We start from the raw sequence: 16,564 nt of genomic DNA on the forward strand, positions 1-16,564 counted from the left end.
GAAGAGAAGTATAATAAGGTATAGAAAACTTATTTACAACAATAGAACTGCTGCGAAAAAGGTTGACAAAGAAGATAAAAAGGGTTAAGATGTAATTCTTATTATATAAAAGGAATAAGTATGCATTTAACCTACGCGAGGATAAGCAAACATCCCTATAACTTTAGAAGAATAACTGGCTTGAGACTAGAAACCTTTGAGCAATTAGTTTTAAAAGTAAGGCCTGTATTTGAAGAGCTAGAATCAAGCAAGCTGCGCCATGGTAGGATGAGTCATTTACCTACCTTGGAAGATAAATTGCTCTGTGTACTCATGTATTATCGCACTTATATTAGCCATGTGTTTTTAGGCTATTTGTTTAATCTGCATAATTCTAACATATGCCGCTTGCTCGCGAAAAATGGAGCCATTACTAGCTAAGAAGATTAGCATTAAAAAAGATCGCAGCTTAACCTCAGATAAGGTATTGCGCATATTAGCAGATGTGAGTGAACAGCCTACGCAAAGGCCTAGTAAAAAGCAAAAGAAATCATATTCAGGCAAGAAAAAGAGACATACTATAAAAACAGAGATAGTGATGGGAGAAGATGGAAAGATACTCTCTGTATCCAAATCCCATAAAGGAAAAGTGCATGACTTTAAAATCCGTAAAGGAGAAAAACTCTTACCTAAGGAAAGCTTAAAGCTAGCAGATAGTGATTTCTATGATAAAAGCAACCTTTAAAAAATTATCAGTTTACTTTTATCCATAACCTCCTTAAGCTACTTGTTTATACTCATGCATTTTTCCATCTCTAACACAAGCAAACACCTTAAGTAGTATTTTATTTCTTATAGCATTAATAACACTCATCTTATTTTTTCCTTGTTTTACTTTTTTCTCATAATACTCCTTCATTTCAACATTATTTCTAATTGAGCTTAAGGCACACATGTGTAAGGAAGTTTTTAAAGTTTTATTGGCCATCGGATGTACTTTAGTTCTTCCTCTAATGCTACTTCCTGAACTATATTCGAAAGGAGCTACTCCAGCATAACAAGCTAATTGTTTAGCATTATCAAATCGCTTAAAATTATGAGTATAAATCATCAGATGAATAGCTGTTACAAAGCCTACTCCAGGTACAGAACGTATGATCTGATACTTGTTTTCTAATTCCTTTTGTTGCTGAATAATCTGTTTTATCTTGTCCTCTATTGCTCTTATTTCTTTCTCCAGGCTAGCTAAAGTTTGTTTAGAGGATTCTTCTAACATAGTTGCATTTTTTTTCAACCCAGTCTCTCTAAGTTCTTTAATAGGTGCTAGCAAGGCTACTCTAGCTTGGATTAAACGTTCTCTTAGAGGCTGTCTAAAAAGCCAAAATGGAGTCATAAAAGCCGCTTAAGCATGATTCTAATCATAACAATTTTAATATGTGTTTCAGAAGACTTGGGATTATGCTCGTAATCTTTAGAGAGCCTCCTAGAAAAACTCAGCCAAGCAAATGTACGCTCGACTATCCATCGCTTTTTTAGAATATGAAACCCATTTGAGAGCCGTTGTACAACTTCTAAAGTATAACCTAGCACCCCATAAGCCCACATTATACATCCTTTCTGGTATCCTCCATCTACCCATATGTGTTTAATAGAAGGGAATGTATTAAAAAGGCGAATAAGCAAAAGATGACATCCTCTTGAGTCTGATAAGTGAGCTGAATGTACTACCACACAAAGTATAAGCCCCAGCGTATCAACAATAATATGCTGCTTACGGCCTTTTACTTTTTTTGCTGCATCATAGCCTCTCGACCCCCTTTTTGTGCTGTTTTAACCGAGCGGCTATCCATAATGGCAGCGCTAGGTATGGCTTGTTTGCCCAACTTTTCTCGTACTTGATCTCGAAGTGTATCATGGACTAAGTCCCATTTACCATTTCTTCGCCAGCGATAATACAAGTCATAAACACTTTTTCAGGGTGGAAAATGGGCAGGTAGCATGCGCCATTGACAGCCTGTTTTTTCTAAATAGAAAATAGCATCTAATACTTCTCTTATAGTGTATTTACGGGGTCGGCAAGGACCTATGTAAGTAACTAATGGTTCTAACACTTCCCATTCCTTATCTGTTAAATCGCTAGTGTATGGCATAGCTGTTAGTTTAAAGTTCACTAACTAATTTTATAAAGTTTTGTCTGCTTTTCCTATCTAAATTACCCTTTTTAGACAGCCTCTTAGAGCAGATAAATCATCTATTTGTTGCAAAGACTCATCTTTAGTTGAGAATTGGCGAGCTTTATCTTGATTCCTAAAAGCGTAAAAACAAATTCTTTGAGCATCTATTTGATCACTTTTACCTCTTTGTACTCCATTGCTCCATTTAATGGAAGTAGCGTTTTCTACCCATATGAAAGCTTGGTGGCTTTGAAGAAAACTTACCAAAGACCGATGGTAGATTCCGGTGTTTTCTAGGCATACAAGGATTTGTTCAATTGGAGCCTTATGTTTTTTAAGCCAAGCTATCAAAGCTTGATAACCTTTTAAGTTATTAGTAAACTTATGGGATACAATAGAATCGTTGGCTTTATTTTGGCTCAATGCTACATCAATCGTTTTTTTAGATATATCTATGCCAAGAATGTGGGTATATTGCATATAATTTACTAGTATTAAATGGTTTAACATGTATTAGCTAACACAATGCATGTTATTATTCAAACCCGTGATAATAAGCTTTAAGGCCTCAATTTCTATATGAATTTTAACCTGTAACTAACACAAGGGGGATTGTATCACAATATAGGCTTCAAAGCCTCGCTATCAAGTTAAAGTGCCCCCTTGTAGTGTGTTAGTTTTATTTATTTCAAAAATTATCTATCCATTCAAAAGTCTAACTTATGAGTATCTTCCAAGCTTTGCTCATGTGGACAACTTATAATTATAACAATTGATTTATATTATATCTATTATTATAGTGTTGTTATTTAAAGACTAAGACTAAGGTTTATATTAGCTATTAATTTACACTACAAGTCTAACGGGCTATCAAGGCTGGCAAAAACTACAGAGCAATGTCATGATTCCCTATAAAAAGAGCCGTAAGCGGCCATTAACCAAAGAGCAGAAAGAACATAACAGAAAGCTATCCTCCATACGTATGAAGGTGGAGCATAAGATAAGAGAGATCAAGGTGTTTAAGATTATGTCAGAAGTTTACCGTAACTTTGAGAACAAATATAACCTGCGCTTTAATATTATAGCGGGTATGATAAACTTCAAGCATGCTTTTTAACAAATAGCATCGCTACTGGCAAGATTCTCTCTCTGTTTTATTCAAATTCCTACTCTATTTTATCTCTTTCGCAGAAGCTCTAATAGACTAGTCTTTCTACACTTTAAATGCGATTTAAAGTGTACTCTAATTGAGTAATAAATGCAACAGGGATAAATATACATAGTTACTATCCTTACAGTAACTTTTTGAGAAGCATTTGTCATGCAGGTATTTGCCTTTTAGTTGATAACATACCAGTCTAGCTGAATACTCTGTCTAATAACTAAAACTCAGACTAGTAATCACTTTATGTAAAAAGTTAGCTCAAATATTATTCCTCTTGTTTAAATAAACATTTTAGCTATATTAGTAAACAGGACAATATTTTAAATAGTTTAAAAACATGAATATGAAAGAGTTTGAAAATCTACTAAAACATGTTAAAGATTTAGAAGAAGATTTTACAAAGTTTTATGATAAGAATAATAAAGCAGCAGGAACTCGTATTAGAAAAGGTATGCTAGAACTAAAAGAAATGGCACAGCGTATTAGATTGGAAGTACAAAACAAAAAGAATGAATCTGCTTCTGCTTAATGTGAGGGATTAAATAGTAACTAATACTTTTGACTAACCTTTCCTAAACATTCAGGACTGTTGATATAGTTTCTATACTTGAAGATTGCTACCGTTTGTGCTTATATAGCGGGCTTTATATTTCCTTTCGTGAGGTGACCACAAATAGAATTTTGGAGTATTTATATAATTTCTCATCTTTTCGACGCTTGATTAAAAGATTATATACAAGCCCCTCAATCTTTACTAGCTTATAGTAGGGAAAATTATCTATTCTATTTATCTCCTAGCCTCTTTTTAATTTTCGATTTTAACCTCTCATATTCCTTTGTATCCATACCGATCGTCAATCTTAGTTGCTTCCCTTTTGTGATATATTTAGTTGTAATAGATAGTTCTTCAAAAAATCTTTTTACATCCTGTTCTGATACACCATTAATGTCAAATCTTTTATTTTGCCCTACTACTTTAACATTTCTGGCCGCTTGGCTTATTTTTTTTATAATTTCTTGTTGTTTACCCTCATTAATTTCCTCTATATTATTAAGTGGATTAACTATATCTGGATGATTGTTTGTATAGATACCCTGTCCCATTTCAGGGGCTTGTTGGTAATACTTCAAAGCTTCTTGATGCTGGACTAACCTGCTATAAACATTGCCTATATTATTGAGTGAACACACTATATCAGGATGATTGCCTTTATATAGAGCCTGCCTCATTTTAAGAGCTTCTTCATAGTATTCTAAGGCTTTTTCATACTCGTGTGAATTGTGATAAACAATTCCTATACTATCGAGAGCAGTAGCTACAAAAGGATGATTGCCTGCATAAATAGCCTTTTTCATTTTAAGAGCTTGTATCAAGTAATCTACTGCTTTGGTATAATCTGTTAAACTGTTATAAATACCTCCTATATTCTGGAGTACGCTAGCTACATGCGGATGATTGTCGGAATAGATCACCTTATATATTGTAAGGGTATCTTCTAAGTATTGTAAGGCTTTGCTATAGTCTCCTGAACTTTGATAAATAATTCCTATATTATTAAGTATATAAGCTACCTTCGGATGTTTATCTGTATAGATAGCCTTATATATTTCAAGGGCTTGCTTAAAGTAGGGTAATGCTTTTGAATCAGCTTTTAACATGCAATAAAAAGTTCCTATACCATGAAGAGAACTAGCTATATCTGGATGATTGTTTGTATAGATGGCCTGTCTCATTTTAAGGGCTTGTTCATAATACTTCAAAGCTTCTTGGTTCTCGCCTAACACTTGGTGAATCATTCCTATACTATTGAGCGAATTAGCTATATCAGGATGATTGCCTGTATACAAGGCTTGCCTCATTGCAAGGGCTCGCTTCAAGTAATTCAATGCATCTTGGCGCCGTCCTAAATCTCGATAAACATTACCTATATTATTGAGTGAAGTAGCTACAGAAGGATGAGTGTCTTTATAGATGGTCTTTTTTATTTCAAAGGCTTGCTCATAATATTTCAAAGCTTCTTGATACTGAATTAAATCGTAATAAACATTTCCTATATTATCCAGTGAACTAGCTATATCTGGATGATTACCTGTATAGATTGTCCTATACATTTCAAGAGCTTTCTGGTAATAAATTAAGGCGTCCTTATAGTTTATTCCTTGATAATGGTGATAACGAGCTATACAAGTAATTAGAGTTGCAAACTCTTTCTGATTAATTAAATTGGTTGTTTCACTTTGCTCATTTTGTAAATTATTTAATAACTTCTCTAAAGCTTCTAGATGAGGACCCAAAGTTTTTTTATAAACTTCATCCGCTAGTACATCCTTGCTTTCTTTTATAAATTCGTTTGTTATATGACTAATTATATTTGATAATCGCTCTTTCAACAGTTTTTTATCTAGAGATAGTTTGGTAACTTCCTGCATCAAGCGGTGTATCCGTACACTTTCTATTCCTTTATCTTCTTGCCACAAAGCATAGGACAGTAGTGCTTGCTGAGCCTTCTTATAGGTAGCATCAGGGATACATCCTGCTAATAGGCCTTCGCCCAGCAATGCCAATGGTATATCATCTGGTGCTAGCAAAGAAGTGTACTCTAGCAAGATGATGGCCTCTGGACATTCTTTTTTTAGCTTCTCTATCTGAATTTGATATAAGGTTACCATCGAGTGAGGCAAATCATTGCCAAATAACTTCCGTTTAGTTTTAAGCAATTCTTGCTTTTTTGCTTTGTAAATTTCCAAATACTCCTTTATACTTATTCCTTCTTGTCTCATCCAAGCAATCGCCAGTTTTAAAGCTAGAGGCAAATATCCTAATTCCTCTCCGAGCAACTTAGCTTCCTCAAGAACCACGTCTCTATCAGGCAACAATTTTGCTAGAAGCTCATACACTTCTAATTCTGTAAATTCGCCTATGGGTACTTTGTTTTCCCAATTAGGGGAGCGAGAGCTTACCAGGGATTGACAGCCTCCTTTCGGTAAAAAAGTTTTTAATAAATTTGGATCATCGGCGTTATCAAATACCAGCAAGGTAGAATTAGTATTCCCCTGCTTTTCTAGCCATGATAATAAAGCAGTTTTAGCTACTTCAGCAGGTGTTTTTTCATCCACCAGCTTCAACTCTTGGGCTAATCCATGGTATTGGGCTAATAAAGCGCTTTCTTTATCTGCTGATTGGAACCAATAGATTTTGTAGGCTTGTTGTAGCTTTTCGTGATGTACTAGGTAGGTCAACAGCTGGCTTTTTCCAACCCCTCCTATACCTATACAAGCTACCAAGGGTACATTTCTCAGCAGTTGATCAATAACATCTTGCTCTAAGGATAAGCGCGGGACATAACCGGTAAAATGTGGAAGAGGCAGTTGTTGGGCACTAGTTATCCCTTTATTGCGTTGTATAGTTTGTACAAATTCTTTTAATAAATTTAATATCTCAGCCTCGGTTTCTTGCTGAAACAGTGGCCAGGTTAGCGCCTCTTCAGGAGTAAGACGCTCTTTCTCATCCGGATTTAGGAAGCTTTTTACCATTGATGCATAACTATATGTATTATCATCAGCTAATAAATTATGTGTTTTACCAATCTTAGAAAGGTACTGCTTGTTAGTATTCTTATTAAGGAGATTTTTTGAATTTACATTGTCTCCAGTAATCATCTCTAGCAATGTTATTCCTATAGCCCAGCTATCAGCTGCTTTACCTGAGAATGAGTTATCTTGATCGTCTTTTAATTTATACTTATTGAGCTTTTTATTGGTCCTTTCAGGAGAGCAATAGCGCTCAGTTCCTCCAGGATACTCGTGTATTTTTCCATTTGGGTCCATTTCTTGAGAACAACCAAAATCAATAATATAGATCTCCCCTTCACTATCTATTACTAGGTTATCCGGCTTAAAATCTAGATGTGCTATAGGGGGTTCAACTAGATTATGCATGCCTTTAAATCCATTCAATATACCTTTGGCTATATGTACTAAAAGCGCTTCTTTGAAAGCTTTATCTTTAATACTTTTCAAGTAATCTTTTAGTTTAGCACCACTGCCAAGAGCTGCCAGGGGCATTACATAGCATAAGGAGGTTTTATTATCAATTTCTCCTATATCAATAATAGACATCAAGTTAGGTAGTCCACTTAATTTTTCCTGTAGGATGGCTTCATCTTTTATCCTTTTTCTTTCCTTACTATCGCATCTAGCAAGATCGATTACCTTAATACCAAAATATCTTTCAGTAGTTTTTTGTTTACCCAATCTTAATTCCCCAAAACTACCTTTTCCACCAACAAATTCCTTACTATTCTGGCCAGGCTTAAATGGTATAACCAGCCCTGTTTGTTTTTGTACTTCTTCGGCCATCTCTAGGGTGATCTCCTTAAATACTTGGTAGTGTTCTCCTTTATTACTAATAAATTCGGCTAAAATCTCAGAAGAAGATAATTTTCTCTCATCCTTTGCCTTCTTCTTGCCTCTCCTTTTATCCTCTTTCTTTTTTTGTTCGCCATCGTCCTCTTCGTCCATTCCTTTTTTTTCTTTATCATTATTCTCTTCATCTTCCCCTCTTTCCATCCCTCCCATTAACCATGGTTTATGTATACCTATTCTAACTGGCGTCCCCTTTTCATCAAATTCTACTTGGATGCGATATTGCTGAATTCTTTTAGGTAAGTGTGCTAAACTTCTTAAATCTGTCCCCTTTTCTATGGATACAGCTATCCCATTAAAAACCTTACTTTTTTCATCTACTATTTCTACACTGGCCTGGAGCTGCCCTTTATCCTCGTACAATGTAACTGCATGCCCACCTTGTGCTGTTAATGTTTGGTCAACTAAAGTTTGAATATTTGGAGCAATGATTGGTGGAGTATGTATAGACGCTGTCACGTCTTCTTTGATAGGAAGAACTGGGTTATTCAATCCTCCACAGCTTTGTAAAAAGTAGCTGACAAGTAAAGCATAAGCTATGTATTGCTGGAACAGCGTATAAGTTCTTTTCATAGGTTAAAGTTTAATAAAGCTTATAATAACTTATGCTCGCTTACTTTGCAAGAATAGGCTAGTCTTTTTATACTTTAAATACAATTTAAAGTGTGCTTTAATTAAGTAATAGATGCAACAGGGAGAAATATACATGGTTATTATCCTTACATTAACTTTTTGAGAAGCATTTATCATGCAAGTATTTGCCTTTTAGTTGGTAACATACTAGTCTAACCGAATGCTCTGTCTAGTAACTAAAACTCAGGCTAGTAATCACTTTATGTAAAAAGTTAGTTCAAATATTATTCCTCTTGCTTTAAGAAACATTTTAGCTATTTTAGTAAAAAGAACAATAATTTAAATAGTTTAAAAATGGGAATATGAAAGAGTTTGAAAATCTACTCAAGCATGTTAAAGATTTAGAAGAAGATTTTGCAAAGTTTTATGATAAGAATAATAAAGCAGCCGGAACTCGTATTAGAAAAGGTATGCTAGAGATCAAACAGATAGCACAACGTATTAGATTGGAAGTACAAAACAGAAAAAATGAATCTACTTCTGCTTAATGTGAAGGATTAAATAGTAACTAATACTTTTAGCTAAACTTTCTTAAACATTCAGGGCTGTTGATATAGTTTCTATCTTGAAGATTGCTACGTTTGTGCTTACATCTTCTGGCATAGAAGTGAGACGTTGCTAAGTTTGAGCCGGGGACAATGGAAATAAGAGGATTTCGACAAATAAAAAATACTTAGGGGCCCCAAAAATTAGCTTTACTCTATTTCTTTTGGAAATCCACCAATACCCTCGATAATATATGTTATTAAGTCCATACTATAGCTGAAGCATAGACTTAAAGGACACTTATCAACTAATTTTATTCTTTTGTAAGCTTTTCTATAGCTTCTCTACTAATCCCTGTTACTTTCTGAATTAAACTAATTTCAAGTCCTTCTTTAAGCATACTTTTATCGATAGCTTGTGCTTTAGCTTGTATACCTAACTTAACACCTTCTTCCTTACCTTGTTCGATACCTTCCTTGATGCCTTTTATAAGTCCTGTTTGTATATCTACTTGTCTTAATTGTTGTGCGGCTGTCACAATAATTTCTTTTTGTTCTAGTACTGCTTCTATTATTGCTTGCATAAGATAATCAGCATCATTCTTATCATCGGTTGTGAGTATATAAATTACTATACTTAATCCATAATTACTCACTAACTCCCAAATTAATACTTGATTATTATTTATCCAATTCAAATAGTCCCGCTCCCTACCCTGTCTAAGCAATGCTTCCACTGATCCAAACGTTCCATCTTTTAGTAATTCTTCTTGGGATAAGACACTTAAGTCCAGAAGTTTAAAATGCTTAAACATCTGCTCTCTAGCTAGTTCTACGCCTTCAAAATAATCGCAAATGTCTTGTGAATATGGATAAGGACTTTTTTTACCAGTATATATACATATGTTAACAATGATAGGTAACTCCTGGTACCCCTCATTCAAGTGTTGTTCCATAAGTGCCACATTGTAGGATAGCATACTAAAAGCCATCAGTTTATTATGGGTACTCTGGTTCTCTATTAACGTATATACATAAAGCATTTCTGCTAAATCAGGATAACTTATCCCGTATTTACAATACCATCTTACTGCCCATATGATTATATCATATTTGAAATGCCGCCTTTTAAAGACATTCATTTGTCTTTCTTAATTTGCTTATCTCAACATAATTTAGTACCCCTACCTCCTTTTGCAACAGTGCCATTTCATTAGATGTTTAGTCCCTTAGTAAAGGTATTAATATTTTGGTGAAAAAGGTGAGGATTTTTTGCCATTGTTCCTCTATCAATTGCCAAGGAGTTTTGCCCTTGAGTGCCTTAAGCCTACGAGCAAAATTATAAGCTAACAAGAAGTCATTTAAGTGCCGCTCTAACTGCTGATGGCTACTATAATAATAGCTTTGCACAGTAGCCTCTTTGATTGTTCTGTTCATGCGCTCTACCTGGCCATTGGTCCATGGATGGGCCAGCTGCGTTCTTCTGTGAACGATGCCTTCTTGCTCACAAATGCGGTCAAACATATGCTCGAGCGCTAATTCTCCTTCTTTCCTGTTTGTAAATTGTACACCATTATCAGTAAGTATTTTATGTATCTTATAAGGAACAAAAGCTATCAGGTCTTCAAGAAAGCCTACGGCTGCTGACATGGAAGCAAATGCATATAAGCGGGCATAACAAGACTTACTAGTCCTATCTATTGCCACAAACAAATACAGTTTACCCTGGGCGGTCTGAACTTCTGCTATATCTATATGGAAGTAGCCGATAGGATAAGTTTTAAACTGCTTCTTAGCTGCTTTGTTGTTAAGCTTCACTTTCTCTAGCTTAGGGCAGCCGTGTCGCTGAAAGCAGCGATGCAAAGTAGAACGCGATAAGTGAGGTATAGTTTCTTGTAGAGTGTATAGCGAGTCTCCAAGGGCAATTGAGTCAGCTTTCTAAAAGCAATAACAACCTTCTCTTCTTGCTCAGTTAACACCTTAGAACGCTTTACTTTAGGCCCCATAGGTACATCTTGGCAAGAAGTCCTATTTTTCCATTTAGCTATTGTCTTACGATTAACTCCAAAACGCCTAGCAAGGGAAGCTATACTCTCTTTTGATAACTGTATTTCTCTACGAGTTTTCTCTGTTGTCCTGGCGCATTTATGTAGTAGTTGTCCCATAATTTTTTTACTTGGTTTTTATCACTAATAACAGTCTTGCTAATATAACCATAATTGTTGGGGACCAAACAATTAGACCTACTGCGAAAGAGGTAAAATAGAGTAGAATTTTAAATAAAATAAAGAAGGGAGCTTGGCTCTAGCGACATTATTTGTTAAAAAGCGTACTTGAAGTTTATAAGCCCGGATATAATGTTAAAGCGAAGGTTATATTTTTTCTGAAAATTCCTGTATACCTCTGCCATAATTTTAAATACCTTGATCTCTCTTATCTTATGCTCTACCTTCATGCGTATGGAGGCTAGCTTTCTGTTATGGTCTTTTTGCTCTTTGGTTAATGGCCGCTTACGGCTCTTTTTGTAGGGTATCATTACATTGCTCTGTAGCTTTTGCCAGCCTTGATAACCACTATCTGCCAGCTTTAAGCTTTCTTTAGGTAAGGGTTTTTCTCCTTTACGGATTTTAAAGTCATGCACTCTTCCTTTATGTGATTTGGAGACAGACAGTATTCTCCCATCTTCTCTGATGACTATCTCTGTTTTTATGGTATGTCTCTTTTTCTTGCCTGAATAAGATTTCTTTTGCTTTTTACTAGGTCTTTGCGTAGGCTGTTCACTTACATCTGCTAATATGCGCAATACCTTGTCTGGGGTTAAAGTCCTATCTTTTTTAATGCTAATTTTCTTAGCTAGTAAGGGCTCCATTTTTCTTAGCAAGCGGCATATGTTAGCGTTGTGTAAGTTAAATAAGTAGCCTAGAAATACATGGCTAATATAGGTGCGGTAATATACCAAAACACAGAGCAGTTTATCCTCTAAGGTAGGTAAATGGCTCCGACGTCCATGGCGCAGCTTGCTCGCTTCTAACTTTTCAAAGAGAGGCCTTACTTTTTGAACTAATTTATCAAATGTTTCTAGCCTCAATCCAGTTATTCTTCTAAAATTGTATGGGTACTTGCTTATTCTGGTGTAGGTTAAATGCATACTTATTCCTTTTAGTATATAACAAGGATTACATTTTAACCTTTTCTACTCTCTTTATCAACCTCTTTCGCAGTAGGTCTATTGATCTCTAACAAATATTGCTCAGTCTAATAGTAAACAATTTTTAAATAAGCATATCTTTTATACTAAGCTATACATTCTTAATTATCTTTTCCATCCATTTATCAGTTTAAAAAATATTATTTAGCTTCAAAGTAATTTCTATTACCTAATGAGTAAATATACTTAAGCTAACACCAACCAGATTTTATGGAAGATGTTCATTACATTTTAAAGAAGTATTGGGGATACAATAGATTTCGGTCTTTGCAGCTCGAAATCATACAAGCTACATTGTCTAAAAAAGATGTATTAGCGCTATTACCTACAGGAGGGGGCAAATCTATTTGCTTCCAAATACCTGCACTAGCCAAACCAGGTATATGTCTTGTCGTAACACCACTTATTTCTTTGATGAAAGACCAAGTGGAACAGCTTAAGAAAAGAAATATTTCAGCAGCAGCCATTTTCACAGGTATGTCTTATGCAGAAATAGACCTGATACTAGATAACTGCATCTATGGGCATACTAAATTCCTATACATTTCGCCCGAGCGTCTTAAAACAGAACTTTTTATAACACGTGTCCAAAAGATGCACGTAAATCTATTAGCTATAGATGAAGCACACTGCATCTCTCAATGGGGGTATGACTTTAGGCCTTCCTATTTAGAGATAGCCGAACTACGACCGTTACTACCAAACGTAAATATTATTGCACTTACAGCAACTGCCACTCGAGCTGTTAAACAAGATATTCAAGACAAGCTCGCCTTTAAAAATCCTGTTGTATTTCAAAAAAGTTTTAACCGTGATAACCTAGCATACCTTGTTAAAAGAACAGATGACAAAGATGGTGCTTTATTAAGGTTACTCAACCGTATAAAAGGAACAGCTATCATTTATGTTAACACCCGCAAAAAAACCAAGCTGATTTCACAATTTTTAGCTAAAAACAATATCAACACTACTTTCTATCATGGAGGATTAGATAACACAGAAAGAACCCAAAGACAAGACGCTTGGATAAAAGGAAAAGTTAGGGTAATGGTGGCTACTAATGCATTTGGCATGGGTATCGACAAGCCAGATGTACGATTAGTAGTACATTTAGATCTACCCACTACTTTAGAAGCTTATTACCAAGAGGCAGGTAGAGCAGGGCGTGACGAACAAAAGTCCTATGCCATTATATTATATGATGAGCAGGATATTTTGGAATTAAAAGAAAATATAGAAAAAGAACACCCTTCTATTGAGCAGCTTAAAAAGGTATACCAACAATTAGCCAACTACTATCAACTAGCAGTAGGCTCTCATGATAATACTGCACATGATTTTGATTGGGAAGACTTTGCGAATACCTGTAGAATACAGCCTCAAGAAGCTTACCAAGCTATCAAAAAATTAGAAAGCGAAGGACTTATTCGACTCAATGAAGCCTTTTTTCAACCTGCTAAGCTGCATATAGCTGTTAACCACCACGATCTTTATGCGTTTCAGGTAGCTCATGCCATCTATGATGCCATTATGAAGTCTATTTTAAGGCTGTACGGGGGAGAGCTTTTTTCCGAGTTCTGTACTATCTCAGAGGCAAAAATAGCTCAGCATATGCAAACTAATCCGGCAACAGTTACTCAGCAGCTTCATAAGCTTCACCAACTAGGCGTAGTCAATTATGTTCCACAAACCGATAAACCACAGATAACATTTTTACAACCTCGTTATGCAGCGGCTAATATACCATTAGATACTAAGTCTTTACAACACAAAAGTAATTTAGCCAAGCAAAAAGCTGATGCAGTCATTCACTATATAACCCATCAAAATCGCTGCAGAGCACAAATACTATTAGAATATTTTGATGAAATTTTCTATGAGCCTTGTAAAATGTGTGATATTTGCTTGAGTAAACCATCTCTTCAGCATACTACTAATGATTACTGCATAGCAAGAAATCTTATTTTAAAACATGTACATACAGATACACCATACCACCTCCAAGAATTGATTAACAGCGTAGATTTGCCCGAGGAAACAGTAATAGCCACCATTAGACAAATGTTAGACCATGGAGAGTTGGTATACGACTTAGCTAACAGAATCTTAAGAGCTAATGACTAATTCTATATTCCATATATTTACATAACCATGTGCTATAAATAGTTTTTTTCAATAAAATTTTGGCTTATATTCCATAAGTCATTTAGATTTGCTTATGGAACTTTTACCTAATTCCATTAAAAAACTATAGCATACAGTTTTAAATTAAGTAAAGGCTTCATTAAGATTTATTAATATTTTACTCTAAAGACTCATTATGGAACACAGAAAAATATTTAGCTACTTAATTCTACTATTTCTTACACTAGTATCTACAGAATGTGGCTCTATAAAACGTATTAGCACAAGCCAAGTTACAGATTTGAGTGGTAGATGGAATGATACGGATGCACGCCTAGTAGCAGAAGAAATGACGCAAGATGTTATTAAAAGGCCTTGGAGACCTAGCTTTATCAGCATATATCAACGCCAGCCTATACTAGTTGTAGGAGATATACTTAACAAAAGCCATGAACATATAGACGCAGAGCCTTTTATTAAAGATATAGAACGAGAACTCATCAATGCACAATCTGTAAGAATTGTAACACATGGTGCTTTTAGAGAAAAAGTCCGAAAAGAGAGACAAGATCAACAAGACACGAACTCTACTGAAGTACAGAAAAAGCTAGGACGAGAATTAGGTGCAGATTTTATGCTATTTGGCACTATTAATGCCATTGTAGATACCAAAGCAGAAGGAAAACACCGAGTTGTATTTTACCAAGTCAACTTAGAATTAGCAGATCTAGCAACCAATGAAATTGTTTGGATAGGTGATAAGAAGATAAAAAAGTATATCAGAAAATAGCAGTGTGCTATATTTATTAATTAACAGGTTATGTTTATAGCATAATAGCAGTCAGGATGATAAGGAAATATATTCAGTTATTTGTATCTCTTTCCTTATGTCTTATCTTGGCCGCTTGTGGTACATACTATACTAAACATGCTAAATTCCACCAACTATTTGTAAACGAACAAGTATTAGAAGCAGATCAACTTTTAGAAAAAAATAAGCGATCTGCAAGAGGTAAAACGCGGTTGCTATATTATTTAAATCGTGGTATTACCCACCATCTTATGCAACAATATGAGGCTAGCAATCAATTTTTTGAGCAGGCCTATCGTATTTATCAAGACTTTGTTGCACACCCCGTAGATTCAGTACTTAGCTTTTTAGTAAACCCTACTGTAACTGAATATAGAGGAGAAGATCATGAAATTTTACTCATCCATTACTACAAAGCTCTTAATTACTTACAGTTGGGTGATTTGTCAGCTGCCCTAGTGGAATGTCGCCGGCTTAACATTCAGCTTAATCAATTAAGCGATAAGTACACTTCAGCTAATACCTATAGGCGAGATGCCTTTATTCATGTGCTCATGGGTCTCATATACCAAGCTAATTATGAATATAATGATGCTTTTATTGCTTATAGAAATGCTGTAGAAATTTATCAAGAAGATTATCAAAGGCTTTTTGGTTTAGAAGTACCCACACAACTAAAAAAAGATCTTATCTATGCTGCCTATAAAACTGGCTTTTATGATCAAGTAGACTATTATAAACATAAATTCGGGCTAACGCATGACCCTAGTCAAGAACCAGAAGGTGGGGATTTTATTTGTTTATGGAATAGTGGTTTAGGGCCTATTAAACATGAATGGCATATCAACTTTGTGTTGGTCAAAGGTGCAGGAGGTGTAGTCAACTTTGTTAATGAAGATTTAGGACTGATATTTCCTTTTCCATTAGGTGATGATAGTCGAGAAGCCAATCAGAGTCTATCTGACTTACATCTTTTACGGGTAGCATTTCCCAAATATGTAGAGCGCCCCCTTTTATATAATAAGGCAACAATACACGTACAGGGTAATACATATGTATTAGAACAAGCAGAAGACATTAATGCGATCTCTTTTCAAGTATTGCATGAGCGTATGATATGGGAGTTTAGTAAGTCTTTACTGCGTGTAGCATTAAAAAAGATAGCAGAATACCAACTTAGAAAACAGAATGAGGTGTTAGGAACTATTTTAGGTGTAGTCAATTTTGCTACAGAAAAAGCAGATACTAGAAATTGGCAAACTATTCCACATAGCATTTATTATACCCGTATGCGGATGCCCGAGGGAAAACATCAGTTCAGCTTCCAAGCTAAGTCCAGTAACACTCCTTACTTACAGCAAAGCCACACATTTACACTGCATATATATCATAATCAGACTGTCTTCTACCCTATTCATACGCTTGATTATTTAGCTAAGTCTTAGTACATAATAATTTTGGCTCCCCTCTAATAACTTTTTTAACAGGCTATAATACCTTCAGGTAATTGCAGAAGCAAGTATGGTAAAACTCATTAGAACTGCTGCGAAAAAGGTTGAC

8 protein-coding genes and 7 pseudogenes are annotated in these 16,564 nt (G+C 35.1%); 7 read left to right on the forward strand and 8 right to left on the reverse strand.

Annotated elements, in window-relative coordinates:
* Nucleotides 1-120: 120 nt before the first annotated feature.
* Nucleotides 121-703, forward strand: a pseudogene (locus AASI_RS08405) (transposase family protein); the annotation flags it as partial.
* Nucleotides 704-757: 54 nt separating this feature from the next.
* On the opposite strand, the pseudogene AASI_RS06650 reads toward AASI_RS08405, so the two are convergent.
* From AASI_RS06650 to AASI_RS06665, 3 pseudogenes are all read right to left on the reverse strand, one after another.
* Nucleotides 758-1,342, reverse strand: a pseudogene (locus tag AASI_RS06650) (IS110-like element ISCaa7 family transposase); the annotation flags it as partial.
* Between the two features lie 26 nt (nt 1,343-1,368).
* Nucleotides 1,369-2,129: pseudogene (locus tag AASI_RS08410) on the reverse strand (IS5-like element ISCaa9 family transposase).
* Nucleotides 2,130-2,210: 81 nt separating this feature from the next.
* A pseudogene (locus AASI_RS06665) lies at nt 2,211-2,663 on the reverse strand (IS110-like element ISCaa7 family transposase); the annotation flags it as partial.
* 352 nt (nt 2,664-3,015) lie between these two features.
* Between AASI_RS06665 and AASI_RS06670 the strand changes: the two are divergent.
* A pseudogene (locus tag AASI_RS06670) lies at nt 3,016-3,270 on the forward strand (transposase family protein); the annotation flags it as partial.
* 391 nt (nt 3,271-3,661) lie between these two features.
* Nucleotides 3,662-3,847 (forward strand): hypothetical protein, encoded by a 186-nt coding sequence (locus AASI_RS06675; protein ID WP_012473362.1) that lies wholly within the window; start codon nt 3,662-3,664, stop codon nt 3,845-3,847.
* A gap of 254 nt (nt 3,848-4,101) precedes the next feature.
* Here AASI_RS06675 and AASI_RS06680 read toward each other — a convergent pair whose 3' ends face one another.
* The gene (locus AASI_RS06680) at nt 4,102-8,316 is read right to left on the reverse strand and encodes a tetratricopeptide repeat protein (protein ID WP_012473363.1); all 4,215 of its coding nucleotides are present in this window, start codon (nt 8,314-8,316) and stop codon (nt 4,102-4,104) included.
* Between the two features lie 362 nt (nt 8,317-8,678).
* Between AASI_RS06680 and AASI_RS06685 the strand changes: the two genes are divergently transcribed.
* Nucleotides 8,679-8,864, forward strand: coding sequence for a hypothetical protein (locus AASI_RS06685; RefSeq protein WP_012473364.1), 186 nt, complete (start codon nt 8,679-8,681; stop codon nt 8,862-8,864).
* Nucleotides 8,865-9,175: 311 nt separating this feature from the next.
* On the opposite strand, the gene AASI_RS09145 is transcribed toward AASI_RS06685, so the two are convergent.
* From AASI_RS09145 to AASI_RS06700, 4 genes and pseudogenes are all read right to left on the reverse strand, one after another.
* The gene (locus AASI_RS09145) at nt 9,176-9,904 is read right to left on the reverse strand and encodes an Rpn family recombination-promoting nuclease/putative transposase (protein ID WP_262481549.1); all 729 of its coding nucleotides are present in this window, start codon (nt 9,902-9,904) and stop codon (nt 9,176-9,178) included.
* A pseudogene (locus AASI_RS08710) lies at nt 9,899-10,003 on the reverse strand (IS6 family transposase); the annotation flags it as partial. The gene AASI_RS09145 and the pseudogene AASI_RS08710, both read right to left, overlap by 6 nt.
* 79 nt (nt 10,004-10,082) lie before the next feature.
* A pseudogene (locus AASI_RS06695) lies at nt 10,083-11,026 on the reverse strand (IS481 family transposase).
* Nucleotides 11,027-11,181: 155 nt separating this feature from the next.
* Entirely contained in the window at nt 11,182-12,009 is an 828-nt protein-coding gene (locus AASI_RS06700; protein WP_083758785.1) for an IS5-like element ISCaa6 family transposase, read from the reverse strand.
* A gap of 270 nt (nt 12,010-12,279) precedes the next feature.
* Between AASI_RS06700 and AASI_RS06705 the strand changes: the two genes are divergently transcribed.
* The 3 genes from AASI_RS06705 (at nt 12,280) to AASI_RS06715 (ending at nt 16,449) form a co-directional block, all read left to right on the forward strand.
* Entirely contained in the window at nt 12,280-14,193 is a 1,914-nt protein-coding gene (locus tag AASI_RS06705) for a RecQ family ATP-dependent DNA helicase (RefSeq protein WP_012473366.1), read from the forward strand.
* Between the two features lie 196 nt (nt 14,194-14,389).
* Nucleotides 14,390-14,983 carry a penicillin-binding protein activator LpoB gene (locus tag AASI_RS06710; RefSeq protein ID WP_012473367.1) on the forward strand — a complete coding sequence of 198 codons (594 nt, stop codon included), beginning with the start codon at nt 14,390-14,392 and terminating at the stop codon, nt 14,981-14,983.
* A gap of 56 nt (nt 14,984-15,039) precedes the next feature.
* On the forward strand, nt 15,040-16,449 hold the full coding sequence (locus AASI_RS06715; RefSeq protein WP_052290817.1) for a COG3014 family protein: 1,410 nt from the start codon (nt 15,040-15,042) through the stop codon (nt 16,447-16,449).
* Nucleotides 16,450-16,564: the final 115 nt, after the last annotated feature.

Source organism: Candidatus Amoebophilus asiaticus 5a2 (genome assembly GCF_000020565.1).
Taxonomy (GTDB): domain Bacteria; phylum Bacteroidota; class Bacteroidia; order Cytophagales; family Amoebophilaceae; genus Amoebophilus; species Amoebophilus asiaticus.